This window comes from Roseobacter denitrificans OCh 114, assembly GCF_000014045.1.
Lineage (GTDB): Bacteria > Pseudomonadota > Alphaproteobacteria > Rhodobacterales > Rhodobacteraceae > Roseobacter > Roseobacter denitrificans.
The window spans coordinates 3125390-3152344 of record NC_008209.1 but is presented as its reverse complement, the minus strand read 5'-3'; the positions used below and the strand labels follow the sequence as shown (position 1 = coordinate 3152344).

Here is a 26955-nt window from a genome sequence, read left to right as displayed (position 1 = left end):
TACCGATGTCAGAGCCTTTGCAGGAATTGGGAAACTACATCGCCACAAAACGCGCAGACTGCGTCTTGGCATGGGATGTGACCAATAAAGAGCTTAACCTTGATGTAACACCGTCCAATATCGTGGGGCTGGTCGAGTTCCTCAAGACGGACGCCACATGTCGCTTCTCGACCCTCATTGACATCACGGCGGTGGATTACACCGGGCGCGCAAAGCGGTATGACGTCGTTTATCACCTTCTTTCGATGTATCAGAACCACCGGGTTCGGCTGCGCGTCAGCATCCGCGAGGATCAGATGATGCCGTCGGTGATTTCCGTACATCCTTCTGCAAACTGGTTTGAACGCGAAGTGTTCGACATGTTTGGGATCTTGTTTTCCGGCCACCCGGATTTGCGCCGCATCCTGACCGATTACGGATTTCGCGGCCATCCGCTGCGCAAGGATTTCCCGACCACCGGCTATACCGAGGTGCGCTATGATGAAGCGCAAAAACGCGTCGTATACGAACCGGTCAGCCTTGTGCAGGAGTACCGCCAGTTTGATTTCATGTCGCCGTGGGAGGGCGCGGAATACATCCTGCCCGGTGATGAGAAGAAAGAGTGAGCCACGTGTTGGATCATCCCAAGTCAGGCAGTTTTACGGGCTTTGACGCGCGTTTCAAGTCTGTGGGCTGTCTGTTCTTTGTTGTTGGTGCTCAAAAATCCGGGACGACGTGGCTGAACAAATATCTGCGTGAACATGCAAACGCTGCGGTCCCGCAGTGGAAAGAAAACAACTTCTGGAACATGGTCGAAGGCTATCCTGATCCCGGCGCCATGCTGATGGAACAAAAGAAGCTGCGCGAGGAGAAGGGCTTTTTCCAACGGTTCAAGGAAAAAGCGACGATGTCCCGGGCGGATACGCGCAAGCAGCAGGGCATAACCTTGGCGCTGGCGGCGGCTGATGATCCGAACCCACCTTATAGCGCCTATGCTGATCTGCTTTTGGAAAACTGTACGGCGGACACCAAAGCTATGGGAGAGGTTTGCCCCGCCTATGCGTTTCTGAAGCCCGCGACATATGCCGAGATGGCGCGTTTGTCTGATAACGTCCGCTTCATTTATCTGATGCGAGACCCGGTATCGCGGTTCATTTCGTCCGTCCGGCATTCCCTGCGGAATTCCGTCGGCGCCACGGGAATTGACAGCGACAGCCTGTCGGCAGCAATCCATGCGCATCTGGGCATGAGTGCAAACGGTCGCCGTCCAATTGGCCATTCGCAGTATCACCGCACGCTCGCAAACCTTGATGCGGCTGTCGCGCCGGAAAATACGTCTCTGATTTTCTTTGAGGAGATGTTTGCGCAGGATAAAATCGAAGAGTTATGCGCGTTCCTGAACATCCCCTACAAACCGGGCAAGGTCGACCGTGTGGTTCATCGTGGCGCGGGCGGCGAAGTGGAAGTCAGTGAAGACGACCGCCGCATGATCGCGAATGCACTGGCCCCGGTCTATGATTTTATGCTTGCGCGTTTTGATGGAAACCTGCCTGACAAATGGCTGAAAAGCGCGGCACTACGAAATTCGGTATCGGGGTAGATCGCAATGGCACGAAATGAAAAGCGCCGAGGGCAACAAGAGATCAGAGTTGAGATCGCGTGATGGAAGGGATAATTTGGCTTGCATTCACGATCCTGACGGTCATCCCGTTGCTGAAGCTGCTGCCGCATTTCGGCATCAATAAATATTGGGCTTTGGCCTGCATTGTTCCTTTCGGTGTGTTGGCACTGATCTGGTGGATGAGCCTCAAGCTGCAAGAGTTGGAGAGACGTTGACATGATGGATGGAACCAAAGGGTTTGAGGACGCGCTGACGGGCGAACAGAAAATCCGTAACTTCAACATCAACTTTGGCCCGCAGCACCCGGCGGCACATGGCGTGTTGCGGCTTGTGCTGGAGTTGGACGGCGAAATTGTCGAACGGTGTGACCCGCATATCGGCCTGCTGCACCGGGGCACCGAAAAGCTGATGGAAAGCCGCACCTATCTGCAGAACCTGCCGTATTTCGACAGGCTGGACTATGTGGCACCGATGAATCAGGAGCATGCATGGTGTCTTGCCATCGAAAAGCTTACCGGTGTCGAGGTGCCGCGCCGTGCCTCTTTGATCCGCGTGTTGTTTTGCGAAATCGGCCGTATTCTCAACCACATCCTGAACATCACGACGCAGGCGATGGATGTGGGCGCGCTGACCCCGCCGCTTTGGGGCTTTGAAGAGCGCGAAAAGCTGATGGTATTTTACGAGCGGGCCAGTGGCGCGCGCCTGCACGCCGCCTATTTCCGTCCCGGCGGGGTGCACCAGGATCTTCCGCCAGCGTTGATCGACGACATTGAAACATGGGCGCATGAGTTCCCGCGTGTCATCGACGACATCGATGGTCTGCTGACGGAAAACCGGATTTTCAAACAGCGTAATGCCGATATCGGTGTGGTGACCGAGGAAGACATTCTCGAATACGGTTTCTCGGGCGTCATGGTGCGCGGGTCCGGTCTGGCGTGGGATTTGCGCCGTGCGCAGCCCTACGAACGCTATGACGAGTTCGATTTCCAGATACCCATTGGCAAGAACGGTGATTGTTATGACCGCTATCTGGTGCGGATGGAAGAGATGCGCCAGTCTCTGTCAATCATCCTTCAGGCGATTGCCAAGCTGCGCGCACCCGAGGGGCAGGGCGATGTTCTGGCCCGTGGCAAGATCACGCCGCCTTCGCGTTCGGACATGAAGACGTCGATGGAAAGCCTGATCCACCACTTCAAGCTTTATACCGAAGGGTTCCACGTGCCTGCCGGTGAGGTCTATGCCTGTGTCGAGGCGCCCAAGGGCGAGTTCGGCGTCTACCTCGTGGCCGATGGCACCAACAAACCTTACCGCGCCAAGATCCGCGCGCCCGGGTTCCTGCACCTGCAGGCGATGGACCACATGTCACGCGGGCACCAACTGGCGGACGTGGCGGCAATCATCGGCACCATGGATGTGGTGTTCGGGGAGATCGACCGGTGAGCCCTTTCGTACAATGTGAAGCCTTTGGTTTCAAAGGCGCCGCATGCGTTTTTGCATTCGCATCGCTGGCGCGATCAAATCTGAGTTAACGGATATTTCCAATGCTGCGTAGACTACATCCCGATCAACCCGACAGTTTCGCCTTCACGCCAGAGAATCAGGCCTGGGCCGAAGGGCAGATCACGAAATACCCCGAAGGGCGTCAGGCCTCGGCGATTATTCCGCTTTTGTGGCGCGCGCAGGAGCAGGAAGGCTGGCTGTCCAAGCCGGCGATTGAGCATGTGTCTGACATGCTGGGCCTCAGCTATATCCGGGGCCTTGAGGTTGCGACGTTCTATTTCATGTTCCAACTGCAGCCCGTCGGGGCGATTGCGCATATTCAGGTCTGCGGCACCACATCCTGCATGATCTGCGGGGCCGAAGATCTGGTGGCAGTCTGTCAGGAAAAGATCGCACGCGAGCCGCATCAACTCTCGGAGGATGGCAATTTCTCGTGGGAAGAAGTCGAATGCCTTGGCTCCTGTTCCAATGCGCCGATGGCGCAGATCGGCAAGGATTACTACGAAGACCTGACCGCCGCACGCATGGGCGAAATCATTGACGAATTGGCCGCAGGCAAGGTGCCGGTGCCCGGTCCACAAAACGGACGCTACGCAGCAGAACCTCTTAAGGGTCTGACGTCATTGACAGAATACGACAGTGGCAGAACGCAATATAACGCGTCAGTGCAATTGGCCGTTGATCTGGGTGACACGATCAAACGTATTGACGGGACCGAGGTGCCGCTAACAACGCCATGGCAGGGCGCGAATGAAAACGCCGCGCCAAAACCAAGAGCAAAGCCGCAAGGCGCGCCCGCGCAGGCAGAGCCGGATGCCCCCGTCAAGGGTGTGCAGCCGGGCCTTCTGAAGGCCGCGCGCAGCGGTGGTGGGGATGACCTCAAACGGATCAAGGGCGTGGGCCCCAAGCTTGAGTCGATGCTGAATGACATCGGGATTTTCCATTTTGACCAGATCGCCAGCTGGACGAAAGAAGAGGTCGCATGGGCGGATGAGAGCTTTGTCGGCTTCAAGGGGCGCGTCAGCCGGGACGATTGGGTCGCACAGGCGAAGCTGTTGGCAGAGGGTAAAGAAACAGAATTTTCCCAACGCGCCGAAAAAGACGGTATTTATAAAAAGTGATTGCGTAAATAACCGAAAGAGAGGCCTTCATGGAAAGCAATAAAGGAATGGTTGGAATGGCGTTGGGGAGCTGGCTTGTGGCTTTCGCAGGCGGTACGCTTGCGGGGACACTTGCATGGGTGCTCTTTGGCTGGAGCTTTTTGCAGGGCGTTTTCCTTGGGGCTGTTGTGTTCATCGTGGCGGGCATCCTGGTCAGTTGGGTGATGACCCGACCTTTGCCAAAACCCGGTGAGGTCAAGATCAACCCCCCGACACCTTCCGCCAATGTCGCCGCGACCAAAGCCGCGCCGATCAATGTGGCACCTGCACCGACCGTGGCGAAGGTAAAGCCGACGGCACGGCTGGCCGGTGAAGAGGAACTGGCCGCCCGCAAGGGCGAGTGGAAGTACGAAAAAGAGGCGGCCCCCGCGCCGAAGGCCGAAAAGAAAGCCGCTCCGAAGAAAGCCAAGGCTGAAAAGGCTGCGCCAAAGGCGGCAGATTCGGAGGGCCGGCCCGCGTATCTGACGGATGCGCCGAATGGCACGGCGGATGATTTGAAAAAGATTTCCGGCGTCGGGCCCAAGCTGGAGCAGACGCTGAATGAGTTGGGTGTCTGGCATTTTGAACAGGTTGCCCAGTTCAAGAAGAAAGACATCGCGTGGGTGGATGAACGCCTGCGGTTTAAAGGACGTATCGAAAGAGACGATTGGGTTGGTCAGGCCAAGGCATTGGCCAAAGGCAAGGGCTGACCCTGAACGACGGAGCTAGGAGGCTTCATGAGTGCGCAAGACCAGACAGCCGAGGCGCGCGAGCGTGCCTTGGCCAAAAAGGGGCGAATGGTAAGCCTCGTCATCGTGGGCACCATGGTGGCGTGGGTCTTGTCGCTGTGGCTCGCCCCCAAGTTCGGGTTGACCGCGCGGCACGCGATTTTAATCGATTTCCTCGCGCTGGCTGCCTTGGCATGGTCGTTCATTGTTTCGTTGCAAATCAAACGTGCGCGCAAGGCTGCGCAGAACGACAGGTAAAAGGGGAAGCGGATGCTTAACGATCAGGATCGCATCTTTACCAATATCTACGGCATGCATGACCGCACGCTGAAGGGCGCGCAGGCGCGCGGCCATTGGGATGGGACGGATGCCATCATCAAAAAGGGCCGCGACTGGATCGTGGATCAGATGAAGGCGTCGGGTCTGCGCGGTCGCGGCGGGGCCGGTTTCCCGACGGGGCTCAAATGGTCCTTCATGCCCAAGGAAAGTGACGGGCGACCTGCCTATCTGGTGGTCAACGCGGATGAATCCGAGCCGGGCACCTGCAAGGACCGCGAAATCATGCGTCACGACCCGCATACGCTGGTTGAAGGGTGCCTGATCGCCAGTTTCGCGATGAATGCGCATGCCTGTTACATCTACATTCGCGGCGAATATATCCGCGAGAAAGAGGCGCTTCAGGCCGCGATTGACGAGGCCTACGATGCGGGGCTGGTGGGCAAGAACGCCGCAGGCTCCGGCTGGGATTTTGACATCTACCTGCACCACGGGGCGGGGGCCTACATCTGTGGTGAGGAAACCGCGCTGCTGGAAAGCCTTGAGGGCAAGAAGGGGATGCCCCGGATGAAGCCGCCGTTCCCAGCCGGTGCGGGGCTTTACGGCTGCCCGACGACGGTGAACAACGTGGAATCCATCGCCGTTGTGCCGACCATCCTGCGGCGGGGCCCGGAGTGGTTTTCCTCCTTTGGCCGCCCGAACAACGCGGGCACCAAGCTGTTCGCGATTTCGGGTCACGTGAACAACCCCTGTGTGGTCGAAGAGGCCATGTCGATCAGTTTTGAAGAGTTGATCGAGACCCATTGCGGCGGCATCCGGGGCGGTTGGGACAACCTCAAGGCGGTGATCCCGGGTGGATCCTCCGTGCCGCTGATCCCCGGGAAGGACATGAAAGACGCGATCATGGATTTCGACTATCTGCGCGAACAACGCTCCGGCCTCGGCACGGCGGCGGTGATCGTGATGGACAACTCCACCGATGTGATCAAGGCGATCTGGCGGCTGTCGAAGTTCTACAAGCACGAAAGCTGCGGGCAATGCACGCCGTGTCGCGAAGGCACCGGCTGGATGATGCGCGTGATGGACCGTTTGGTGACAGGCGAAGCGGAACCCGAAGAGATCGACATGCTCCTTGATGTGACCAAACAGGTCGAAGGCCATACGATCTGTGCGTTGGGTGACGCGGCGGCGTGGCCGATCCAGGGGCTGATCCGGCATTTCCGGGATGAGATCGAAGATCGGATCAAGCACAAGCGGACAGGGCGTGTGAGCGCAGTGGCGGCGGAGTAAAATGGCAGTATGAATAGTAGTCCACTTGTTCAATTGATTGTTCTATTTCTGCTCCTGGTGTTTGTGCCATTCGTCTTGTGGCGAATATTTTCAAAGGCTGGTTACAGCGGGGCTTGGGGGATGTTGGCGATTGTTCCTGGCATGCCGCTTGTTCTGGTGATTTTCCTGGCGTTTGCAGATTGGCCAGTTGGTCGCCTAAAGGCTGTGTCTCATGGCTGACGCGAAAATGCACCTCGCCGAACTCAACGTCGGTCGCCTTGCGGCCCCCACGGATGATCCGCGCGTGGCGGAGTTCATGGAGAACCTTGACCGCATCAATGGTTTGGGTAAGCGCATGCCGGGGTTCGTGTGGATGATGGAAGGGTCGGGGGAGCCGGGCACAGGCAATACCGAGGCCAAGATCGACGGCGATCCGCTTTATGTCTCCAACCTGACCGTCTGGGAAAGCGTTGAGACGCTGGAACAATTCGTCTGGGGCACCGTGCACAAACAGTTTTATGCCCGCCGTCAGGAATGGTTCGAAGTGCTGGGCGAGATGCATTTTGTGATGTGGTGGGTGCCGGTCGGACATAAGCCGACGTTGGATGAGGCGCTGGAGCGGTTGGAGTATCTCAAGGCCCACGGCGATAGCGATCATGCTTTTGGCTGGGCGCATTTGACCAATGCCAGCAAATGGAAAGACAACCGGTGTGCGCCGGTTGCAGCAGAGTAGGGCCTATGCGCGTTTTCATACTCCTGATGGGTGTCGCACTCGCTGTCACGGCCTGCGGGCCGGGCGATGATGCCATCAGTTTTGATGGTCAGTTTTTCAGCGCACGCCTGAAGTCCGAGCGCAGCGATCGCGCGCAGTTTGCGGTGACCACCAGGCCGGTCTCCGCCTCCCTCGCGGGGGCCCGCGAGGCCGCGCGCTATGAGGCGACGGTCTATTGCGTCAACAGCTTTGGCCGCTCGGATGTGGATTGGGTCGTGGGGCCTGACGATGAAGATGAAGCGCTCACCATCGAAAATGACACATTGATGTTGCAGGGGAGGTGTCGCGAGATATGACCCGTGCCCTGATCCCGTCCCGAAACCTGTGTGGTTATTGCTTATCAACGCAGGTCGCGCGCATCTATCCCGGCAAAGGCGGTCTGCCTTTGGCCATGGTAAAAACAGGTGGAGAACCGGGATGCGTGCAACGATGATGATGGCGGTACTGATGATGGGGCTTGCGGCTCCGGTGGCGGCGAACCCGCCGCTGCGTGAGGTCAAGCAGATTGACGATGCGCTGTACACGGTGGGGCTGGCCAATGAAATCCGGCGCAAATGCCCCGATATCTCCGCGCGGTTTTTCAAGGCGGTACGTTTTTTGCGGGCGCTCGAAGACAAAGCCCGCGGGCTTGGATATTCCGAAGCCGAGATCAGGGCGCATCTTGAGTCGGACGCAGAGAAGAAGCGCCTGCGTGCAAGGGCAGCGGATGAGATGAAAGCGGCTGGCTACAAACAGGACACAGACGGGTATTGTGCGCTCGGTCGGGCCGAAATCGCACAGAAAACGGAAATTGGGGCGCTGCTGCGCGTCTCTCGGTAAAAGGGGCGCCCGGTGCGGCGCGATGAACAAAGGCGAATGATATGAGCGATCTGCGCAAAGTCATCATCGACGATAAAGAGGTTGAAGTGGACGGGGCGATGACCCTGATTCAGGCCTGTGAAGAGGCCGGGATCGAAATTCCACGTTTCTGCTATCACGAGCGGCTGACCATTGCGGGCAACTGCCGCATGTGTCTGGTCGAAGTGGTCGGCGGGCCGCCGAAACCTGCCGCGTCCTGCGCGATGCAGGTCAAGGATCTGCGCCCCGGACCCGAAGGCCAGCCGCCGGTCGTCAAGACCAATTCGCCCATGGTCAAGAAGGCCCGCGAGGGGGTGATGGAGTTTTTGCTGATCAACCACCCGCTGGATTGCCCGATCTGCGATCAGGGCGGTGAATGCGATCTGCAGGATCAGGCGATGGCGTATGGCGTGGATTTCTCCCGCTACCGTGAACCCAAGCGCGCGACCGAAGACCTCGATCTCGGCCCACTGGTTGAGACGCATATGACGCGCTGCATCTCCTGCACGCGCTGCGTGCGGTTCACCACGGAGGTTGCGGGCATTCACCAGATGGGCCAGACGGGACGCGGCGAAGACGCAGAAATAACGTCTTACCTAGGCCAGACGCTGGACAGTAACATGCAGGGCAACATCATTGACCTCTGCCCGGTTGGGGCTTTGGTTTCAAAGCCTTACGCGTTTACCGCGCGCCCGTGGGAGCTGACCAAGACCGAATCCGTGGACGTTATGGATGCGCTTGGCTCCAACATCCGCGTGGACACAAAGGGCCGTGAGGTGATGCGGTTTTTGCCGCGCAACCATGATGGCGTGAATGAGGAATGGATTTCAGACAAGACGCGGTTCGTGTGGGACGGGTTGCGCCGCCAGCGGCTGGATCGCCCCTACATCCGCGAGAACGGCAAGTTGCGCCCCGCAAGCTGGCCCGAAGCCCTGACAGCGGCTGCAACAGCGATGCAAGGCAAGAAACTGGCCGGGTTGGTCGGGGATCTTGCGCCGGTAGAGGCCGCCTATGCGCTGAAAGCGCTGATCGAGGGTCTGGGCGGCGTTGTGGAGTGCCGCACGGATGGGGCGAAATTGCCTGCGGGCAACCGGTTCGCCTATGTGGGCAACGCCACCATCGAAGAGATCGACGATGCCTCCCACGTCATACTGCTCGGATCCAACCCGCGCATCGAGGCGCCGGTGCTGGATGCGCGCATCCGCAAGGCGTGGCTGAAGGGGGCCAAGGTCGGCGTTGTCGGCCCGGCGATTGATCTGACGTATGACTATCATCACTACGGCGATGGTTGCGACGGTCTGGCGACGCTGGATCAGGAAAACACCGCTGACATGACGGATGACCCGACCATCGTGATCATCGGGCAGGGCGCGTTGCGCGGCGCGGATGGCGAAGCGGTGCTGGCGAGGGCCCACGCTTTCGCAGAGCGTAGCAAGTCCAAGGTATTGGTCCTTCATACCGCCGCTGGACGTGTGGGCGCGATGGACATTGGCGCATGTGCCGATGGCGGCGTCGATACGGTGATGGATGCGGAGGTGATCTATAACCTCGGTGCCGATGAGATCGACATCAAACCGGGTCCTTTCGTGATCTATCAGGGCTCGCATGGGGATAGGGGCGCGCATCGCGCCGATGTCATCCTGCCCGGCGCCGCCTATACCGAAGAGCCGGGGTTGTTTGTAAACACCGAAGGGCGGCCTCAACTGGCGCTCCGGGCCGGGTTTGCGCCGGGGCAAGCCAAGGAAAACTGGGCGATCCTGAGGGCGCTGTCGGCGGAAACCGGATCACAGCTGCCGTTTGACAGCATTGCGCAGCTGCGGCAGGCGCTGGTCAAAGAGGTGCCACATCTGGCGAATATCGACACGGTGCCGGAAAATGACTGGCAGGCGGTAACAGGCGGCGAGGTGAGCCGTGGCGCATTTGAGCCGGCCATAACCGATTTCTACCTGACAAACCCCATTGCGCGCGCATCCGAGCTGATGGCGGAACTTTCCGCCAATGCAAAGGCACGTCAACAAGAGACCTTGGCCGCCGAATGACGCAGAGCCCGCGCATATCTCAGTTGTCGCGCGACGCGGCGCGTGCTCCCGAAACCCGCCGCTGCGAGTCGGTGTTTCGCGGGGCAGGCACGGTAGTGACGTTAACGCATGGCACCGCAAGCGCGCAAAAAACCTTGCGCGTCTGGGTGGCCGGGCAATCAAGACCGCAACTGCGCGATTTTGCGCGGCATTTGCGCACAAAAGTACACGAAGAGGGTGGCGCGTGGTCGGCAGATGCTGTTTACACCAAATCGCCAACCCTGCCTGACAGGCGAGCCAAGAGTGACGCCGGTGTCGTGCAGGCTGACTGTGAGCAAAGCGGAATACCGATGGTGTGAGGACATATGGCTGATTTCTTTACCACTCCCGGCGGCATAGCTGTCCTGATCCTGGCGCAGGTGCTGGCCGTCATCGGTTTCGTGATGGTCTCCCTGCTGTTTCTGGTCTACGGCGACCGCAAGATCTGGGCGGCTGTGCAGATGCGGCGCGGGCCAAACGTTGTTGGCACCTTCGGGTTGCTGCAAACGGTGGCGGATGCGCTGAAATACGTCGTCAAGGAAGTCGTGGTGCCTGCCGGTGCCGACAAGACCGTCTTCATGCTCGCGCCGATGACGTCCTTCGTTCTGGCCCTGCTGGCATGGGCGGTGATCCCGTTCAATGACGGCTGGGTCCTCAGTGACATCAATGTGGCGATCCTGTTCGTCTTTGCGATCTCATCGCTGGAAGTCTACGGTGTCATCATGGGGGGCTGGGCGTCCAACTCGAAATACCCTTTCCTCGGCTCCCTGCGGTCTGCGGCGCAGATGATCTCTTACGAGGTGTCGCTCGGTCTGATCATCATCGGGGTGATTATTTCCACCGGGTCGATGAATTTCGGCGGCATTGTCGCTGCGCAGGACGGGCCTTACGGCTTCTTCAGCTGGTATTGGCTGCCGCACTTCCCGATGGTTTTCCTGTTCTTCATCAGCTGTCTGGCTGAAACGAACCGTCCACCGTTTGATTTGCCCGAAGCGGAATCCGAACTGGTCGCGGGCTATCAGGTCGAATATTCATCGACACCCTTCCTGCTCTTTATGGCCGGGGAATATATCGCCATTTTCCTGATGTGCGCGCTCACCTCGCTGCTGTTCTTTGGCGGCTGGCTGTCGCCGATCCCGGGCCTGCCGGATGGTGTGTTCTGGATGATTGCCAAGATGGCGTTCTTCTTCTTCCTCTTCGCGATGGTCAAGGCAATCACGCCGCGTTATCGCTATGACCAATTGATGCGACTGGGGTGGAAAGTATTCCTGCCGTTCAGCCTCGTCTGGGTGGTTTTCGTGGCATTCGCGGCAAAATTCGAATGGTTCTGGGGCGCATATGCGCGCTGGGGTATGGGAGGGTGATATGACACAAGTCGACTATACACGCGCTGCGAAATACTTCCTGCTGCAGGACTTCTGGGTGGGCATGAAACTGGGGATGAAATACTTTTTCGCCCCCAAGGCCACGCTGAACTACCCGCATGAAAAAGGGCCGCTTTCCCCGCGTTTTCGCGGTGAGCACGCGCTGCGCCGTTACCCCAACGGTGAAGAACGCTGTATCGCCTGTAAGCTCTGCGAGGCGGTTTGCCCGGCGCAGGCCATTACAATCGACGCGGAACCGCGCGATGACGGCAGTCGGCGCACCACGCGCTACGACATCGACATGACAAAATGCATCTACTGCGGTTTCTGCGAAGAGGCCTGCCCGGTGGATGCCATTGTCGAAGGGCCCAATTTCGAGTTTTCCACCGAAACGCGCGAAGAGCTGTATTACGACAAGGACCGCCTGCTGGCCAATGGCGAGCGCTGGGAAGCGGAGATCGCGCGCAACCTTGAGATGGATGCACCTTACCGATGAGTGACAAAAACAACCCGTTTGAGGGCGCAAACCCTTTTGCCGCGATGATGGCGCAGGCGCAGGAGATGGCGAAATCCTATCCGGCGATGGAGGCGTTTTCGCCCAAAGGGTTTGAAAAGATGATGGGCACGATGCCCAAGGACATGATGGAAATGATGTTCGGCAATACGCTGAACGAGGGCGGGCTTGATGCGCGCACGCGGATGCTGCTGACCCTCGCGGGGCTGACCATGCAGGGCGCGCAGAACGACGTCGCCTTTCGTCAGGCGGTGCGCCACGCGGTCGAGGCGGGTGCCACGAAACAACATATCGTGGAATCCATTGGGCAGATGTCGATGTTTGCCGGATTGCCCGCGATGACCCGCGCGTTGGAACTGGCGCAGCAGGTTCTGGATGAAGAGAAGGACGCCTAAATGACGGTTTTTGCCTTTTATCTCTTTGCGATCAGCGTGATCGCGGGCGGTTTGTTCACCGTCATCAGCCGCAACCCGGTGCATTCGGTCCTGTGGCTCATTCTTGCGTTTCTTTCCGCTGCCGGCCTGTTTGTGCTTCTGGGCGCTGAATTCGTCGCGATGCTGTTGATCATCGTTTACGTCGGGGCCGTCGCGGTGCTGTTCCTTTTTGTCGTGATGATGCTCGACGTGGATTTTGCGGAACTCAAGGCGGAGATGTCGAAATACCTGCCGCTGGCGTTGCTGATCGGCGTGGTGCTGCTGATGCAATTCGCCATCGCTTTTGGCGCATGGGAAAGCAATGCCGCCGCCGAAGGCATGCGCGCGCAGGTGACACCCGTGGACCGGCATAACACCGAAGCCTTGGGGATGATCCTTTACGATCAGTATTTCCTGCTGTTCCAACTCAGCGGCCTGATCCTTCTGGTCGCGATGATCGGGGCGATTGTGTTGACGCTACGCCACCGCTCCGATGTGAAACGCCAGGATGTCGTGGCGCAAATGATGCGTGACCCGGCCAAGGCGATGGAACTCAAGGACGTCAAATCAGGGCAGGGCTTGTGATGGACGGCGATCAGATTGCAATTCTGGTGGCCATCGCTGTCGCGGTTTTCGCGGCATTTGGATATTTCAACCGGTCCTGAGACCAGCAAGGACGACACGATGGGGCTTAACGGCGGAACACTGCAGGCGGTACGGATCGCGGCGACCGGGCTCGCCCTGTTGGCGTCCGGTGCCGCTCAGGCGCTGTCGATCGAGGCCTGCACGCGTGTCACCCACATCAGCCATGGCGGCGAGGCGGATCACGTCGATCTGGGCGAGGGGCGTGTGATGTGGCGCGACTGGTGGTCTCAGGAAGGCTCGGCCACGGATATCACCGTGATGGATTGCGCACCCGGCACAGCGCTGCGGGCGCGTGCGGCAGAAGAGAACATGAATGCGCGCTTTCCCTTCGACCGGGTTGAGGACGCACTGAAGGTTATCGCCACGCATGAAAGCGGCGCGCGGGTCTTTGCGACGCTGGAGCGGATGGCGGATGAGTTGGAAGAATTCGCCCGCGATGTGCGGATAGAGACGCTGAATACAGAAACATGTGCCTGCGCGGCCTTCTACCCGGAGGCGCGTGGCGACAAGACGGAATTCGTGCTGGGCTGAGGCGCGGCAGGGTAAAGACAAACGGGATACATCCCGGAGGGACAACATGATCGGACTTGAACACTACCTGACAGTGGCGGCGACGCTCTTTGTCATTGGCATCTTCGGGCTCTTTTTGAACCGTAAGAACATCATCATCCTTCTGATGAGCATCGAATTGATGTTGCTGGCGGTGAACATCAACCTCGTGGCGTTCTCCAGCTTTCTGGATGATCTGGTGGGGCAGGTTTTCACGCTCTTCGTTTTGACGGTCGCTGCCGCCGAGGCGGCGATTGGCCTCGCGATCCTTGTTTGTTTCTTCCGCAACCGGGGTACGATTGCCGTGGAAGACGTCAACGTGATGAAGGGCTGAGACATGCACCGTCCAACGACGCACGCGCAGCATACGGCTGACAGCTTATTGGCCAGCGGGGCGCCATGCCCTTGGGTTGGCCGCAACGATTATGACCCAGATTGCCGTCCTGGCACCAAGGAAACAGACTGATGGAAACAATACTCCTCTTTGCCCCGCTCGTTGGTGCGCTCCTGTGTGGTTTTGGCTGGAAATTCATCGGAGAAGCCGCAGCCTGTTGGATCGCCACCGGGCTGCTGTTCCTGTCGGCGCTGTTGTCATGGGTCGTGTTCCTCTCCTTTGATGGCACGACGGAACAAATTCAGATTTTGCGCTTTATCGAAAGCGGTAGCCTCAGTACGGATTGGGCGATCCGACTGGACCGGCTGACCGCGATCATGCTGGTCGTCATCACCACCGTGTCGAGCCTCGTTCATCTTTATTCCTTTGGCTACATGGATAAAGACCCGCAGTGGAAAGACGACGAGAGCTACAAGCCGCGCTTCTTTGCCTATCTGTCGTTCTTTACCTTTGCGATGTTGATGCTGGTCACGGCGGACAACCTTGTGCAGATGTTTTTTGGCTGGGAAGGGGTGGGCGTCGCGTCCTACCTTCTGATCGGCTTTTACTATCGCAAACCCTCGGCAAATGCGGCGGCGATCAAGGCGTTCGTTGTCAACCGTGTCGGGGACTTCGGCTTTGCGCTGGCGATCTTTGCGCTGTTTTTCCTGACGGACAGCATCAATTTCGATGACATCTTTGCCGCCGCACCGGAACTGGCCGAAACGCAACTGACCTTCCTGTGGACCGAATGGAACGCGGCGAACCTTGTGGCCTTCCTGCTGTTTATCGGGGCGATGGGGAAATCGGCGCAATTGCTGCTGCACACATGGCTGCCGGACGCGATGGAGGGGCCGACGCCCGTATCCGCGCTGATCCATGCGGCCACGATGGTCACGGCGGGTGTGTTCCTTGTGTGCCGGATGTCACCGATCATGGAATTCGCACCCGAAGCCATGGCCTTTGTCACCGTGCTGGGCGCAACAACGGCGTTCTTCGCCGCCACGGTGGGCCTCGTCCAGACCGACATCAAACGGGTCATCGCCTATTCGACCTGTTCGCAGCTGGGATATATGTTCGTCGCCGCCGGTGTCGGCATGTATTCGGCGGCCATGTTCCACCTGTTCACGCATGCCTTCTTCAAGGCGATGCTGTTCCTTGGCGCAGGCTCGGTGATCCACGCGATGCACCATGAGCAAGACATGATGAACTATGGCGGCTTGCGCAAGAAAATCCCCTATACCTTCTGGGCCATGATGATCGGCACGCTGGCCATCACGGGGGTCGGTATCCCGGTCTGGATCCTGACACTGGGCGAAATACCGATCGGTTTAGCGGGCTTCCATTCCAAGGACGCGATCGTGGAAAGCGCCTTTGCCGCCGGGTCCATGTATGGGTTCTGGGCGCTAGTGATCGCCGCACTGTTCACCAGTTTCTATAGCTGGCGTTTGATGTTCCTGACGTTTTACGGCACGCCACGGGGCGACAAGCACACCCATGACCACGCCCATGAAAGCCCGATGGTCATGATTGTTCCGCTGGGTGTACTGGCGCTTGGGGCGGTTTTTGCCGGTATGGTCTGGTACGGGTCGTTCTTTGGCCACACCGACAAAGTGGCGAAGTTCTACGGCATTCCCTACGCCGAAGCCTCTGAACATGGCGCTGAGGATCATGGCGCGGATAAGGCCGGGGACAGCCATGGCGCCAAAGAGGGCAAGCATCACTACGTCTTTGCCGGGGAGCCGGGGCAGGGCGCATTGTATATTGCACCCGATAACACGCTGCTCGATGACGCCCATAAGGTGCCCTATTGGGTCAAGACGTCGCCTTTCGCGGCCATGCTGATCGGCTTTCTGATGGCCTATTGGTTCTACATCGTGAACCCCGAACTGCCAAAGCGGCTGGCCGAAAACCAACGCCCCTTGTACCTTTTCCTCAAGAACAAATGGTACTTCGACGAGCTTTACAACATCGTATTCGTGACCCCGGCCAAATGGATCGGCTCGGTGCTGTGGAAGCGCGGTGACGGGGATGTCATCGACGGAGGGCTGAACGGCATCGCCATGGGCATCATCCCGTTCTTTACCCGCCTCGCCGGGCGTGCGCAGTCCGGCTATATCTTTACCTATGCCTTCGCCATGGTCATCGGCATCGCCGTGCTGGTGACCTGGATGACACTGTCAGGAGGGGCCAACTGATGGGCAATCTTCTTTCCATCGTAACCTTCATTCCGGCCATGGCCGCGTTGATCCTCGCGGTCTTTTTGCGCGGCGATGATGAGGCGGCCAACCTCAACGCCAAGCGCGTGGCGATGTTTGCCACGGTTGCGACCTTCCTCGTCTCGCTGTTCATTCTGGCCGGGTTTGACCCGCAGGACACCGGGTTTCAATTCGTGGAAGAACGCGACTGGCTGCTGGGGCTCGAATACAAGATGGGCGTTGATGGCATCTCCGTGCTCTTCGTGATGCTCACAACTTTCATGATGCCGCTGGTGATTGCCGCGTCGTGGAATGTCACGCTGCGGGTAAAGGAATATATGATCGCCTTCCTGCTGCTTGAGACGCTGATGCTTGGTGTGTTCATGGCGCTGGATCTGGTGCTGTTCTATCTCTTCTTTGAGGCCGGGTTGATCCCCATGTTCCTGATCATCGGCATCTGGGGCGGGGCGAACCGCATCTATGCGAGCTTCAAGTTCTTTCTTTATACCTTCCTTGGCTCGGTGCTGATGCTGGTGGCGATGGTGGGTATGTTCGCCGATGCGGGCACCACGGATATCGAAATGCTGCTGCGCCATGAATTCGCCTTTGCCAATTTCGAACTGCTGGGCGTTCAGATTGTCGGCGGGATGCAGACGCTGCTGTTCCTTGCCTTCTTTGCGAGCTTCGCCGTCAAGATGCCCATGTGGCCGGTGCATACATGGCTGCCGGATGCCCACGTGCAGGCCCCGACGGCCGGGTCTGTGGTGCTGGCGGCGATCCTGTTGAAACTCGGCGGTTATGGCTTCATCCGGTTCTCGCTGCCGATGTTTCCGGTCGCGGCTGATATCTGGGCGCCGATGATCCTGTGGCTGTCGGCCATCGCGATTGTCTATACCTCGCTGGTGGCGCTCGTGCAGGAAGACATGAAGAAGCTGATCGCCTATTCATCCGTCGCCCATATGGGCTTTGTCACGATGGGTATCTTTGCGGCCAACCAACAGGGCGTCGATGGCGCGATCTTTCAGATGATCAGCCACGGGTTCATTTCTGGCGCGCTGTTTCTGTGTGTTGGCGTGATCTATGACCGGATGCACACCCGGGACATCGACGCCTATGGCGGGCTGGTCAACCGGATGCCGGCCTATGCGCTGATTTTCATGCTCTTTACCATGGCCAATGTGGGTCTGCCGGGCACGTCCGGGTTCGTCGGTGAATTCCTGACGCTGATGGCCGTGTTCCAGGTGAATACCTGGGTCGCTGCGGTGGCCACAACGGGGGTGATCTTTTCGGCGGCCTATGCGCTTTGGCTTTATCGCCGGGTGGTGATGGGGGACCTGATCAAGGAAAGCCTGAAATCCATTACCGATATGACATCGCGCGAGCGTTGGATTTTCGCACCGCTTGTGGCGATGACGCTGCTTTTGGGGGTTTACCCCGCATTGGTGCTGGATATTACCGGCCCGTCTGTTGCGGCACTGGTTGCAGGCTATGATACGGCGTTGAGTGCTGCAGAAGCTGCCAGCCAGCTGGCGTCGAACTAAAGGATGGATACCATGATAACTGCTGATCTGACCCTCATCCTGCCGGAAATTATCCTGTCGGTCTATGCCATGGTGATGCTGCTGGTGGCTGTCTACACCACCAAGGACGGCATGGCCTCGCTGCTGGTCTGGCTCACCGCGGGTCTGATGGTAACGCTGGGCGCATGGATCACTGTGCACGGGGAGGGGACAAATGTCGCCTTTGGCGGCATGCTGATCGAGGACGGGTTCGCCCGTTTTGCCAAGGTGACGATCCTGTTTGCCGCCGCTGCCGTATTGATCATGTCCGAAGGCTACATGAAGGCGCGCGACTTGCTGCGCTTTGAATATCCGCTTTTGCTGGCTCTTTCCGTGGTCGGCATGATGGTCATGGTGTCCGCCGGTGATCTGATGGCGCTTTACATGGGGCTCGAGCTTCAGTCGCTGGCGCTCTATGTGATCGCGTCCTTGCGCCGCGACAGCGTGAAATCCACCGAAGCCGGGCTGAAGTACTTTGTGCTTGGCGCGTTGTCCTCTGGTCTGCTGCTCTATGGGGCATCGCTGATCTACGGCTATGCCGGAACAACGCTCTTTTCAGGGATCATCGAGACGGCGCAGCATGGGGATGTCTCCCTTGGCCTGCTGTTTGGCTTGGTGTTCCTGATCGCCGGGATGGCGTTCAAAGTCTCTGCCGTGCCGTTCCACATGTGGACACCGGACGTCTACGAGGGCGCGCCAACACCGATCACCGCCTTTTTCGCCACGGCTCCCAAAGTGGCGGCCATGGGCTTGTTTGCCCGCGTGCTGCATGACGCCTTCGGCAATGCCATCAGCGACTGGAGCCAGATCGTCGCGCTCTTGTCGCTGTGTTCCATGTTCCTCGGCGCGGTCGCGGCGATCGGGCAGACAAACATCAAGCGTCTGATGGCCTTTTCGTCGATTGCGCATATGGGCTACGCGCTGATGGGTCTGGCCGCTGGTACGGTGCTGGGTGTGCAGGCGATGCTGATCTACATGGCGATCTATGTGACAATGAATGTCGGCACCTTTGCCTTCATCCTGATGATGGAAAAGGATGGCCAGCCGGTTACCGACATTTCATCGCTCAACATGTATTCCAAGAAGGAACCGGGCAAGGCGCTGGCCATGCTGGTCTTGCTGTTCTCGCTGGCGGGCGTGCCGCCGATGCTTGGGTTCTTTGGCAAATTCTACGTCTTGCGCGCCGCCTATGAAGCGGGGTTCGCATGGCTGGCCATCGCGGGGGTCATCGCATCGGTCATCGGGGCCTATTACTATCTGCGCATCGTCTTCTTCATGTATTTCGGCGACGAAAAGGAAGACGGGCTGGACAAGGGTGGCTCCCCGGTACTGTCGGGCTTCCTGCTGGCCTCTGCCGCGATTATGGTGCTGGGCATTGCCAATATGTTCGGCGTTGAAACGGCAGCTGCATCCGCAGCGGCGACACTTGTCAACTAGGGCACAAGGCGGCGCGCCCTTGGGCGCGGGCATATGGCAGTGACACCGGACCGCTGGCCCGAAGGCTATGGCCGCCTGCAGTTGGCACAGGTCGACAGCACCCTTGACGAGGCCGCGCGGCAAGCCCCGCATGCCGCAACCCCGCTGTGGGTTTTTGCGCAGCGTCAGACCGCTGCCCGCGGGCGACGCGGGCGGCCTTGGTCGATGCCGGCGGGCAACTTTGCAGCCACGCTGCTCATGCGCTCCGAAGGGCCCCCGGCGCAGGCTGCGTTGCGGTCATTCACTATGTCTCTGGCGCTCTATCGCAGCTTTGTTGAGGTCACGGGGCGGGAAAATGACTTCACCCTGAAATGGCCAAACGACGTGTTGTTGAAGGGGGGCAAAGTGGCCGGTATCCTGCTTGAGAGCGTGGGCGCAGGCCAGCAGACGGGATGTCTTTCCATTGGCGTCGGGGTCAATCTTGTGGCTGCGCCCTCACCGGGCGATGTCGAGGCACGCGCGCTCAAGCCTGTGTCGATCCTCAGAGAAACATCGGTGCGGGTGTCACCTGAAACCTTTCTGGAGGTGCTTGCCGGTCATTTCGCCGTTTTGGAGCAGCAGTTTCAACGCTACGGCTTTGACCCCATTCGCACCGGCTGGCTGGCCCAGGCCGCTCGCCTAGGCGAGGTGATCACGGCGCGCACGAGTCGCGATGAATACACGGGCACCTTCGAAGATGTGGACGCCGAGGGGCATCTCGTGTTACGCGGCCCGCGCGGTGTCATGTCCATCGCAGCGGCGGATGTGTATTTCTGAGAGAAGGGCGCGCAGGCTATGTTACTGGCAATTGATTGCGGCAACACGAATACCGTCTTTTCCCTCTGGGACGGGACCCGCTTTGTCGCCACGTGGCGCACATCGACGGAATGGCAGCGCACCGCAGATCAGTATTACGTCTGGCTCAGAACGCTGATGCAGTTTCAGAAGCTCGAAGTCGAAATTACCGATGTGATCATCTCTTCGACCGTGCCGCGTGTGGTGTTCAACCTGCGGGTCTTTGCCGACAGGTATTTCAACACGCGCCCGCTTGTGGTCGGTAAACCCGACTGCTTGCTGCCCGTCGATGTGCGCGTGGACGAAGGAACACAAGTCGGCCCGGACCGGCTGGTCAACACAGTCGCCGGCTTTGACCTTTTCGGCGGTGATCTGATCATGGTGGATTTTGGCACCGCGACGACCTTTGACGTGGTCGACACCGATGGTGCCTATGTGGGTGGGGTGATCGCGCCCGGCGTGAACCTGAGCCTTGAGGCGTTGCATCAGGCCGCCGCAGCCTTGCCGCATGTCGATATCACCAAACCGCAGAGTGTCGTGGGCACAAATACGGTTGCCTGCATGCAATCTGGCGTCTTTTGGGGTTATGTCGGCCTCGTGCGTGAGATATGCGAACGAATAAAGGCGGAACGCGCCCGCGATATGCGCGTGATCTCAACGGGTGGGCTGGCACCCCTTTTCCAGCAGACTGAAGCGCTTTTCGATGCGTATCAGGAAGATCTGACAATGCACGGCCTGACCGTGATTTATAAGTACAACAAGGAAACAGAATAATTCTATGAGCAGTGAAAGACTGATCTATCTGCCCCTCGGCGGGGCGGGCGAAATTGGCATGAATGCCTATGTTTACGGATACGGCAAACCGGATGCCGAACGGCTGATCGTGGTGGATATGGGCGTGGCCTTTCCGGATATGGATGGCAGTCCCGGCGTTGATCTGATCCTGCCGGATATCACCTGGTTGCAGGAACGGCGCGACCGGATTGAGGCCGTGTTCGTCACCCACGCGCATGAAGATCACGTGGGCGCCGTGGCCCATACCTATGAAAAGCTGGGCGCGCCGGTTTACGCGCGTGCGTTCACGGCGAATATTGCGCGGCGTAAAATGGCCGAACATGGCCACCCCGAAGACGCGGTGCACACCGTCTCGCCCTGGCCCGAAACGGTTTCGGCGGGGCCGTTCAAAGTGAGCTTTTTGCCGATATCCCATTCAATCCCCGAAAGCTCCGCCATGGTGATTGATACGCCCGAAGGGCGCGTGATCCATTCGGGGGACTTCAAACTGGATGAAACGCCGCTGGTGGGCGAAGCCTTTGATCCCGAACTCTGGGCCGAGGTCAGCAAGGAGGGGGTCAAGGCGCTGATCTGTGACAGCACAAACGTGTTTTCGCAACACCCCGGTCGCTCTGAAGCGTCGGTTGGGCCAGAGATTACGAATCTGGTGCAAAGCGCTGAAGGCATGGTTGTCGCGACGACATTTGCCTCCAATGTGGCGCGGGTCAAAACGCTGGCGGATGCCGGGGTGCGGGCAGGGCGCTCGATTGTTCTGATGGGGCGCGCAATGCGCCGCATGATCGAAGCGGCCGCCGAAACCGGCGTCTTGCAGGATTTTCCATCCGTCGTCAGCCCCGAAGATGCACGCTCCATCCCGCGCGAAAACCTGATGCTTCTCGTTACCGGGTCGCAAGGGGAGCGGCGCGCGGCCTCGGCGCAGCTTGCGCGCGGTAAATATCAGGGGATGGAGATGAAGGAGGGAGACCTCTTCCCGTTTTCGTCCAAAACCATTCCCGGCAATGAAAAAGGGGTGATCCGGATCATCAACGCCTTTTCCGAACTGGGGGTTGATGTGGTCGATGACAGCTCGGGTCTGTACCATGTTTCGGGCCACGCGAACCGGCCAGATCTGGAACGCCTCAGCGAGATCGTGAACCCGCAGGTCGTGATCCCGATGCACGGTGAACACCGTCACCTGCGCGAGCACGTGAAAATCGCTGAACAAAATGGCAGAACCGGCGTTCTGGCCGTGAATGGCATGATGGTTGATCTGTCCGGCAACCAGCCCAAGATCGCGGAATATGTTGAAACGGGGCGTACTTATCTCGATGGCACCGTGCAGATTGGCGCGCTCGATGGTGTTGTGCGCGATCGTATCCGCATGGCGCTGAACGGGCATGTGGTGGTGACGCTGATCGTGGATGAAGATGACGAGCCGCTTGGCGATCCATGGTGCGAACTGAAAGGCTTGCCGGAAACCGGGCGCAGCAAGGCGTCGCTGGTGGATGTGCTGGAAGCGGACCTTGGTCAGTGGCTCGGACGGGCGGACCCCAAGACGATGCGCGATGATGACAAGCTGAACGAAGGGTTGCGCCGCGTGGTGCGTCAGACGTCACAAGACGAGATCGGCAAGAAACCAGAAGTCAGCGTGATCGTCAGCCGGTTAAGCTGACAAAAAAACCGGACCGCCCGTTGATAGGGCGGCCCGGCAATTTTCTGGTTGCATGGCTTTTAGAGCGTCTGACGAAATACCTGAACCATCAAACATCACGTAACGCGTTGAAATCTATGATTTCAGGCAGCGTTGCGTGATTCAGGTTTTTCGCATGACGCTTCAGCCGCCGATCCGATCTTTGAAGCTGAGCCCGATGAACTCCGGCGTGTGATCGCCCAGTCCGATGACACCCGGCCCGCGATCCTTGCCCGTGTTGGCGTTGCGGTTGCGACCGCCCCGGGAGCGGGCAGGTTTTTGTGCGGGCTCCTGCGCAGGTGTGGCGTCCACCGTGGGTTCTTCGGGCGTTTTTTCGGCCTCTGTTTCCTGCGGTTTGTCGCTTTTGCGCGGTGCACGTGTCCGGGTCCGTTTCGGCTTTTCCGACGCGGCGGCCTCACCGTCCGGCGCTTTCTCCTTCGGCGCTTCCTTGGTGCCCAGTGGATTGTCCAGCCGCGGAATTTCGCGCTGCACAAGGCGCTCGATATCTTCAAGGTTGCGCTCGTCGCGCGGCACGCAGATCATGATCGCCTTGCCGTCCCGCCCCGCACGACCCGTCCGGCCAATGCGGTGGACATAGTCCTCGGCATGGCCGGGCACATCAAAATTGAAGACATGGCTCACCGCAGGCACGTCAAGGCCGCGCGCCGCCACATCAGAAGCGATCAGGAATTTCAACGAGCCATCGCGAAACCCGTCAAGCGTGCGTGTCCGCTGGCTCTGATCCAGATCACCGTGAATAGGGGCTGCGTCATAGTTGTATTTTTTCAGTGACTTGGCAACGATGTCCACGTCAGTCTTGCGGTTGCAAAAGACGATGGCATTGGTGCATTTTTCACCTTCGGCATCAATCAGGGCACGCAGCACCTTGCGCTTTTCCGTGCCTTCCCGGTCCTTGCGCGAGGCCTTGAACATCAGCACACCCTGCTCGATGGTCTCGCTGGTCGTTGCCTGACGCGCGACCTCGATGCGTTCGGGTGCGGACAGGAAGGTGTTCGTGATCCGCTCAATTTCCGGAGCCATGGTGGCCGAAAAGAACAGCGTCTGGCGGGTAAAGGGCGTCAGGCTGAAGATGCGTTCGATGTCAGGAATGAATCCCATATCGAGCATTCTGTCCGCTTCGTCCACCACCATGATCTGCACGCCGGTCAGCAGCAGTTTGCCGCGTTCGAAATGGTCCAGCAACCGTCCCGGTGTCGCAATCAGAACATCGACACCCTTGTCGATCAGCTTGTCCTGTTCCTTGAACGACACGCCGCCAATCAGCAGCGCCTTGGTCAGTTTCAGGTGTTTCGTGTACGTGTCGAAGTTCTCGGCAACTTGTGCTGCGAGTTCACGCGTCGGGCACAGCACAAGACTGCGCGGCATCCGGGCCCGGGCGCGTCCACGCGCCAAAAGGGTAATCATCGGCAGCGTGAAACTGGCGGTTTTCCCGGTCCCGGTTTGCGCAATGCCCAGAACGTCCCGCCCTGCGAGGGCGGGAGGGATGGCACCAGCTTGGATCGGGGTGGGGGTCTCGTACCCGGCTTCGTCAATTGCCTTCAATACTTTAGGATTGAGGTTCAACTCAGAGAATTTTATCATATGTATCCGTAATTTGCGGACACATTCTTGGCCCGCGGCAGCTCTCACATCGGCCCGCATGGCCCAAAACGGCGGCTCTGCCGCGACATGCTGTGCGTGCTTACCAACTCATCGGCAATTGGTCAAACAGTTGACGCAGAACAGGTCGGCTTTGCGCGCTTGGCGATGCGCTTTGGCTTCACATCTTGCGAAAGTTCCCGCGTGGGTAGATGTTTGCCCGCCAGATTGGCGCGAAATCGCCTAAACCATCATTTCCTTGGTCGCGGTTAGCTTCACCTGTGGATGGTCCCGCTCCACCCGGTCGATGTCCCACTGCAGTCTGGTGAGGTATACCGTATCGCCGTCGTGATCTGTCGCGATATGCTGCTTGTTGCTTTCGGTGAATTTGTCCACCGCCTGTTTGTCGCCACTGACCCAGCGCGCCGAGGTGAATTGCGACGCCTCGAACCGCACAGGCAGGCCGTATTCCAGTTCAATGCGGCTGGCCAACACTTCAAATTGCAACTGTCCGACGACGCCCACCACAAATCCCGATCCGATGGCGGGTTTGAAGACCTTGGCAGCACCCTCTTCGGCGAATTGCATCAGCGCTTTTTCCAGATGTTTCGCCTTGAGTGGATCACCGGCGCGTGCGGTTTGCAAAAGTTCCGGCGCAAAGGAGGGGATGCCCGTGACCCGGATCGCTTCGCCTTCGGTCAACGTATCGCCGATGCGCAACTGGCCATGGTTCGGGATGCCGATGATATCGCCTGCCCATGCCTCTTCGGCCAACTCGCGGTCAGACGCGAGAAACATGACGGGGTTGGAAATCGCCATCGGCTTTTTCAGACGCACGTGGGTCAGTTTCATGCCCCGATTGAAATGGCCTGATGCGATGCGCACGAATGCAACGCGGTCGCGGTGCTTTGGATCCATGTTGGCCTGCACCTTGAATACAAAGCCGGATACTTTCTTTTCCTCGGGCAGAATCTGGCGTGGCTCGGCGGATTGGATCTGTGGTTGCGGGCCATATTGGGCGATGCCATCCATCAATTCCTTGACGCCAAATGAATTGATGGCCGAGCCGAACCAGATCGGTGTCAGGGACCCTTCGTGCATCGCGGCAATGTCGAGGGGCGGCAAAAGTTCGCGCGCCATCTCAAGATCTTCGCGCAGTTTTTCAAGCAGTTCACCCGGGACCAGTTCGATCAGTTTGGGGTCATCCAAGCCATTGATCTCGACACTTTCGGCCACGCGGTTCCGGTCGGCGCGGTCCATCAATTCAAGGCGGTCGCGCAGAATATCGTAACATCCGATGAAGTCACGCCCCACCCCGATGGGCCAACTGGCGGGGGTCACGTCAATGGCGAGGTTTTCTTGAATTTCGTCAATAATCTCGAAAACATCCCGGCTTTCGCGGTCCATTTTGTTGCAAAATGTCAAGATGGGCAGGTCGCGCATACGGCAGACTTCAAAGAGTTTCTGCGTCTGGCTCTCCACGCCTTTCGCCCCGTCAATCACCATCACCGCTGCATCCACGGCCGTCAGTGTACGGTAGGTATCCTCGGAAAAATCGCTGTGGCCGGGCGTATCGACGAGGTTGAACCGGAACTCCTTGAAGTCGAATGACATGGCGGAGGCGGAGACAGAGATGCCGCGGTCCTTTTCCATCGCCATGAAGTCGGAGCGCGTGCGGCGTGCTTCGCCTTTGGCGCGCACCTGACCGGCCATCTGGATGGCCCCGCCAAAGAGCAGGAATTTTTCGGTCAATGTGGTCTTGCCGGCATCAGGGTGGCTTATGATCGCAAAGGTGCGCCGCCGGGCGATTTCGGGCGGTAAATCCGCGCGGTTTTTTGGTGTATCGAGCATGCCTGCGGCTATAGGCGCTGCAATGAGGCAAAGCAAGAGAGCAGCGGTATATGTCGCTTGTCTGCTGGTGCAGCATGCGTTTTTGATGCTACGCAAAGGCTAGCAAAAGGGAACAGATCATGGATTTGGGAATCAAAGGCAAGCGCGCCGTCATTTGCGCGTCATCGAAGGGGTTGGGGCTGGGCTGTGCGCGCGCGCTTGCCGGCGCTGGCGTGGATGTGGTCATGAACGCCCGTGGCGCAGACGCGCTGGAGGCGGCGGCAACAGCCATCAGAGCGGAATTCGACGTCAGCGTCACGACCGTGGCGGCGGACATCACTAGTGATGCGGGGCGCGCCAGGGTCATTGCGGCAGCCGGCGCAGTCGACATTCTGGTCAACAACGCCGGTGGCCCACCGCCGGGCCTCTGGCAGGATTGGGACCGCGATGATTTCATCAAGGCGCTGGATGCCAACATGCTGGCCCCGATTGCGATGATCAAGCAGCTGGTGCCGGCCATGATGGCGCGTGGCTGGGGCCGGGTGGTGAACATCACGTCGCAATCCGTCAAGGCACCCATTCCCCAGTTGGGCCTGAGCAATGCAGCGCGCACCGGTCTGACCGGCTATGTGGCGGGCACAAGCCGTCAGGTCGCTGAAAAAGGGGTGATCATGAATAATCTATTGCCGGGCATCCACGACACGGACCGCGCCACCGCCCTTGATGGCGGCGTGATGGAGCGCGAGGGCATCACGATGGAAGAGGCCCGCGCAAGACGGACCGCGACCATTCCCGCCCGCCGCTACGGGACAGCCGAGGAGTTTGGCGCGACCTGTGCGTTTTTATGTTCGCAGCACGCGGGGTTCATTGTCGGGCAGAACATTCTGCTGGATGGCGGTGCCACGAACGCAACGATTTAAGAAGCGGCAGCGGCCCTGACCGGATCGACGTGCTGCGTATTCAAGACCGGGCGCTGTCGGTGCTTGCGGGCGCGCGGCAGGGCTGATAGCTGCTATTCC

General features: G+C 58.9%; 27 protein-coding genes. 25 read left to right on the top strand and 2 right to left on the bottom strand.

The genetic code is table 11. The features are described 5' to 3' along the window. The first annotated feature begins 5 nt into the window (after positions 1-5). The 24 genes from RD1_RS15110 (at position 6) to RD1_RS14990 (ending at position 22489) form a co-directional block, all read left to right on the top strand. Positions 6-605 (top strand): NADH-quinone oxidoreductase subunit C, encoded by a 600-nt coding sequence (locus RD1_RS15110; RefSeq protein ID WP_011569407.1) that lies wholly within the window; start codon positions 6-8, stop codon positions 603-605. After that, positions 602-1579, top strand: coding sequence for a sulfotransferase (locus RD1_RS15105; protein ID WP_011569406.1), 978 nt, complete (start codon positions 602-604; stop codon positions 1577-1579). The genes RD1_RS15110 and RD1_RS15105 overlap by 4 nt, the downstream gene beginning before the upstream one ends. Positions 1580-1641: 62 nt before the next feature. After that, a complete protein-coding gene (locus tag RD1_RS21175; protein ID WP_044033182.1) occupies positions 1642-1815 on the top strand; it encodes a hypothetical protein in 174 nt (57 codons plus the stop codon). A 4-nt stretch (positions 1816-1819) separates the two neighbouring features. After that, a complete protein-coding gene (locus RD1_RS15095; RefSeq protein WP_044033492.1) occupies positions 1820-3040 on the top strand; it encodes an NADH-quinone oxidoreductase subunit D in 1221 nt (406 codons plus the stop codon). A 101-nt stretch (positions 3041-3141) separates the two neighbouring features. After that, on the top strand, positions 3142-4221 hold the full coding sequence (gene nuoE, locus RD1_RS15090; RefSeq protein WP_011569402.1) for an NADH-quinone oxidoreductase subunit NuoE: 1080 nt from the start codon (positions 3142-3144) through the stop codon (positions 4219-4221). A 29-nt stretch (positions 4222-4250) separates the two neighbouring features. Then, positions 4251-4949 (top strand): hypothetical protein, encoded by a 699-nt coding sequence (locus RD1_RS15085; protein WP_011569401.1) that lies wholly within the window; start codon positions 4251-4253, stop codon positions 4947-4949. Positions 4950-4976: 27 nt separating this feature from the next. After that, on the top strand, positions 4977-5225 hold the full coding sequence (locus RD1_RS15080; RefSeq protein WP_011569400.1) for a DUF5337 domain-containing protein: 249 nt from the start codon (positions 4977-4979) through the stop codon (positions 5223-5225). Between the two features lie 12 nt (positions 5226-5237). Continuing rightward, the gene (gene nuoF / locus RD1_RS15075) at positions 5238-6533 is read left to right on the top strand and encodes an NADH-quinone oxidoreductase subunit NuoF (RefSeq protein WP_011569399.1); all 1296 of its coding nucleotides are present in this window, start codon (positions 5238-5240) and stop codon (positions 6531-6533) included. A 211-nt stretch (positions 6534-6744) separates the two neighbouring features. Further along, a complete protein-coding gene (locus RD1_RS15070; RefSeq protein WP_011569398.1) occupies positions 6745-7245 on the top strand; it encodes a DUF3291 domain-containing protein in 501 nt (166 codons plus the stop codon). Between the two features lie 5 nt (positions 7246-7250). Further along, positions 7251-7580: a hypothetical protein gene (locus tag RD1_RS15065; protein ID WP_044033181.1), complete on the top strand. Its 330-nt coding sequence runs from the start codon at positions 7251-7253 to the stop codon at positions 7578-7580. Positions 7581-7701: 121 nt separating this feature from the next. Continuing rightward, positions 7702-8103 carry a DUF5333 domain-containing protein gene (locus tag RD1_RS15060; RefSeq protein WP_044033180.1) on the top strand — a complete coding sequence of 134 codons (402 nt, stop codon included), beginning with the start codon at positions 7702-7704 and terminating at the stop codon, positions 8101-8103. A 41-nt stretch (positions 8104-8144) separates the two neighbouring features. Then, entirely contained in the window at positions 8145-10160 is a 2016-nt protein-coding gene (gene nuoG, locus RD1_RS15055; protein WP_011569395.1) for an NADH-quinone oxidoreductase subunit NuoG, read from the top strand. A 344-nt stretch (positions 10161-10504) separates the two neighbouring features. Then, on the top strand, positions 10505-11542 hold the full coding sequence (nuoH, locus tag RD1_RS15045; RefSeq protein WP_011569393.1) for an NADH-quinone oxidoreductase subunit NuoH: 1038 nt from the start codon (positions 10505-10507) through the stop codon (positions 11540-11542). 1 nt (position 11543) lies between these two features. Beyond that, positions 11544-12038 (top strand): NADH-quinone oxidoreductase subunit NuoI, encoded by a 495-nt coding sequence (nuoI, locus tag RD1_RS15040; RefSeq protein WP_011569392.1) that lies wholly within the window; start codon positions 11544-11546, stop codon positions 12036-12038. Further along, on the top strand, positions 12035-12451 hold the full coding sequence (locus RD1_RS15035; RefSeq protein ID WP_011569391.1) for a carboxymuconolactone decarboxylase family protein: 417 nt from the start codon (positions 12035-12037) through the stop codon (positions 12449-12451). Before nuoI ends, RD1_RS15035 begins: the two co-directional genes overlap by 4 nt. Next, positions 12452-13054 (top strand): NADH-quinone oxidoreductase subunit J, encoded by a 603-nt coding sequence (locus tag RD1_RS15030; RefSeq protein WP_011569390.1) that lies wholly within the window; start codon positions 12452-12454, stop codon positions 13052-13054. It abuts the gene before it with no gap. Between the two features lie 99 nt (positions 13055-13153). Next, the gene (locus tag RD1_RS15025) at positions 13154-13645 is read left to right on the top strand and encodes a hypothetical protein (protein WP_105880265.1); all 492 of its coding nucleotides are present in this window, start codon (positions 13154-13156) and stop codon (positions 13643-13645) included. Positions 13646-13691: 46 nt separating this feature from the next. Continuing rightward, entirely contained in the window at positions 13692-13997 is a 306-nt protein-coding gene (nuoK, locus tag RD1_RS15020; RefSeq protein ID WP_011569388.1) for an NADH-quinone oxidoreductase subunit NuoK, read from the top strand. 131 nt (positions 13998-14128) lie between these two features. Further along, the gene (gene nuoL, locus RD1_RS15015) at positions 14129-16234 is read left to right on the top strand and encodes an NADH-quinone oxidoreductase subunit L (RefSeq protein WP_011569387.1); all 2106 of its coding nucleotides are present in this window, start codon (positions 14129-14131) and stop codon (positions 16232-16234) included. Next, positions 16234-17775 carry an NADH-quinone oxidoreductase subunit M gene (locus tag RD1_RS15010; protein WP_011569386.1) on the top strand — a complete coding sequence of 514 codons (1542 nt, stop codon included), beginning with the start codon at positions 16234-16236 and terminating at the stop codon, positions 17773-17775. The genes nuoL and RD1_RS15010 overlap by 1 nt, the downstream gene beginning before the upstream one ends. Before the next feature lie 12 nt (positions 17776-17787). After that, positions 17788-19230 carry an NADH-quinone oxidoreductase subunit NuoN gene (gene nuoN, locus RD1_RS15005; RefSeq protein WP_011569385.1) on the top strand — a complete coding sequence of 481 codons (1443 nt, stop codon included), beginning with the start codon at positions 17788-17790 and terminating at the stop codon, positions 19228-19230. A 33-nt stretch (positions 19231-19263) separates the two neighbouring features. Then, on the top strand, positions 19264-20025 hold the full coding sequence (locus RD1_RS15000) for a biotin--[acetyl-CoA-carboxylase] ligase (protein ID WP_011569384.1): 762 nt from the start codon (positions 19264-19266) through the stop codon (positions 20023-20025). An 18-nt stretch (positions 20026-20043) separates the two neighbouring features. Continuing rightward, positions 20044-20817, top strand: coding sequence for a type III pantothenate kinase (locus tag RD1_RS14995; protein ID WP_011569383.1), 774 nt, complete (start codon positions 20044-20046; stop codon positions 20815-20817). A gap of 4 nt (positions 20818-20821) precedes the next feature. Beyond that, entirely contained in the window at positions 20822-22489 is a 1668-nt protein-coding gene (locus tag RD1_RS14990) for a ribonuclease J (RefSeq protein WP_011569382.1), read from the top strand. A gap of 162 nt (positions 22490-22651) precedes the next feature. Here RD1_RS14990 and RD1_RS14985 read toward each other — a convergent pair whose 3' ends face one another. Next, the gene (locus RD1_RS14985; protein WP_044033179.1) at positions 22652-24109 is read right to left on the bottom strand and encodes a DEAD/DEAH box helicase; all 1458 of its coding nucleotides are present in this window, start codon (positions 24107-24109) and stop codon (positions 22652-22654) included. Positions 24110-24349: 240 nt separating this feature from the next. After that, complete coding sequence (locus RD1_RS14980) at positions 24350-25957, bottom strand: peptide chain release factor 3 (RefSeq protein WP_011569379.1); 1608 nt, start codon at positions 25955-25957, stop codon at positions 24350-24352. Between the two features lie 119 nt (positions 25958-26076). On the opposite strand from RD1_RS14980, the gene RD1_RS14975 reads away from it, so the two are divergent. Then, positions 26077-26856: an SDR family oxidoreductase gene (locus tag RD1_RS14975; protein ID WP_011569378.1), complete on the top strand. Its 780-nt coding sequence runs from the start codon at positions 26077-26079 to the stop codon at positions 26854-26856. Positions 26857-26955 lie beyond the last annotated feature (99 nt).

Excerpts from the sequence above, each read along its gene's own strand:
- RD1_RS15110 (WP_011569407.1), top strand. The coding sequence starts at position 6 with ATGTCAGAGCCTTTGCAGGAATTGGGAAACTACATCGCCACAAAACGC.
- RD1_RS21175 (WP_044033182.1), top strand. The coding sequence starts at position 1,642 with ATGGAAGGGATAATTTGGCTTGCATTCACGATCCTGACGGTCATCCCG.
- RD1_RS15095 (WP_044033492.1), top strand. The coding sequence starts at position 1,820 with ATGGATGGAACCAAAGGGTTTGAGGACGCGCTGACGGGCGAACAGAAA.
- nuoE (WP_011569402.1), top strand. The coding sequence starts at position 3,142 with ATGCTGCGTAGACTACATCCCGATCAACCCGACAGTTTCGCCTTCACG.
- RD1_RS15085 (WP_011569401.1), top strand. The coding sequence starts at position 4,251 with ATGGAAAGCAATAAAGGAATGGTTGGAATGGCGTTGGGGAGCTGGCTT.
- RD1_RS15080 (WP_011569400.1), top strand. The coding sequence starts at position 4,977 with ATGAGTGCGCAAGACCAGACAGCCGAGGCGCGCGAGCGTGCCTTGGCC.
- nuoF (WP_011569399.1), top strand. The coding sequence starts at position 5,238 with ATGCTTAACGATCAGGATCGCATCTTTACCAATATCTACGGCATGCAT.
- RD1_RS15070 (WP_011569398.1), top strand. The coding sequence starts at position 6,745 with ATGGCTGACGCGAAAATGCACCTCGCCGAACTCAACGTCGGTCGCCTT.
- RD1_RS15065 (WP_044033181.1), top strand. The coding sequence starts at position 7,251 with ATGCGCGTTTTCATACTCCTGATGGGTGTCGCACTCGCTGTCACGGCC.
- RD1_RS15060 (WP_044033180.1), top strand. The coding sequence starts at position 7,702 with ATGCGTGCAACGATGATGATGGCGGTACTGATGATGGGGCTTGCGGCT.
- nuoG (WP_011569395.1), top strand. The coding sequence starts at position 8,145 with ATGAGCGATCTGCGCAAAGTCATCATCGACGATAAAGAGGTTGAAGTG.
- nuoH (WP_011569393.1), top strand. The coding sequence starts at position 10,505 with ATGGCTGATTTCTTTACCACTCCCGGCGGCATAGCTGTCCTGATCCTG.
- nuoI (WP_011569392.1), top strand. The coding sequence starts at position 11,544 with ATGACACAAGTCGACTATACACGCGCTGCGAAATACTTCCTGCTGCAG.
- RD1_RS15035 (WP_011569391.1), top strand. The coding sequence starts at position 12,035 with ATGAGTGACAAAAACAACCCGTTTGAGGGCGCAAACCCTTTTGCCGCG.
- RD1_RS15030 (WP_011569390.1), top strand. The coding sequence starts at position 12,452 with ATGACGGTTTTTGCCTTTTATCTCTTTGCGATCAGCGTGATCGCGGGC.
- RD1_RS15025 (WP_105880265.1), top strand. The coding sequence starts at position 13,154 with ATGGGGCTTAACGGCGGAACACTGCAGGCGGTACGGATCGCGGCGACC.
- nuoK (WP_011569388.1), top strand. The coding sequence starts at position 13,692 with ATGATCGGACTTGAACACTACCTGACAGTGGCGGCGACGCTCTTTGTC.
- nuoL (WP_011569387.1), top strand. The coding sequence starts at position 14,129 with ATGGAAACAATACTCCTCTTTGCCCCGCTCGTTGGTGCGCTCCTGTGT.
- RD1_RS15010 (WP_011569386.1), top strand. The coding sequence starts at position 16,234 with ATGGGCAATCTTCTTTCCATCGTAACCTTCATTCCGGCCATGGCCGCG.
- nuoN (WP_011569385.1), top strand. The coding sequence starts at position 17,788 with ATGATAACTGCTGATCTGACCCTCATCCTGCCGGAAATTATCCTGTCG.
- RD1_RS15000 (WP_011569384.1), top strand. The coding sequence starts at position 19,264 with ATGGCAGTGACACCGGACCGCTGGCCCGAAGGCTATGGCCGCCTGCAG.
- RD1_RS14995 (WP_011569383.1), top strand. The coding sequence starts at position 20,044 with ATGTTACTGGCAATTGATTGCGGCAACACGAATACCGTCTTTTCCCTC.
- RD1_RS14990 (WP_011569382.1), top strand. The coding sequence starts at position 20,822 with ATGAGCAGTGAAAGACTGATCTATCTGCCCCTCGGCGGGGCGGGCGAA.
- RD1_RS14985 (WP_044033179.1), bottom strand. The coding sequence starts at position 24,109 with ATGATAAAATTCTCTGAGTTGAACCTCAATCCTAAAGTATTGAAGGCA.
- RD1_RS14980 (WP_011569379.1), bottom strand. The coding sequence starts at position 25,957 with ATGCTCGATACACCAAAAAACCGCGCGGATTTACCGCCCGAAATCGCC.
- RD1_RS14975 (WP_011569378.1), top strand. The coding sequence starts at position 26,077 with ATGGATTTGGGAATCAAAGGCAAGCGCGCCGTCATTTGCGCGTCATCG.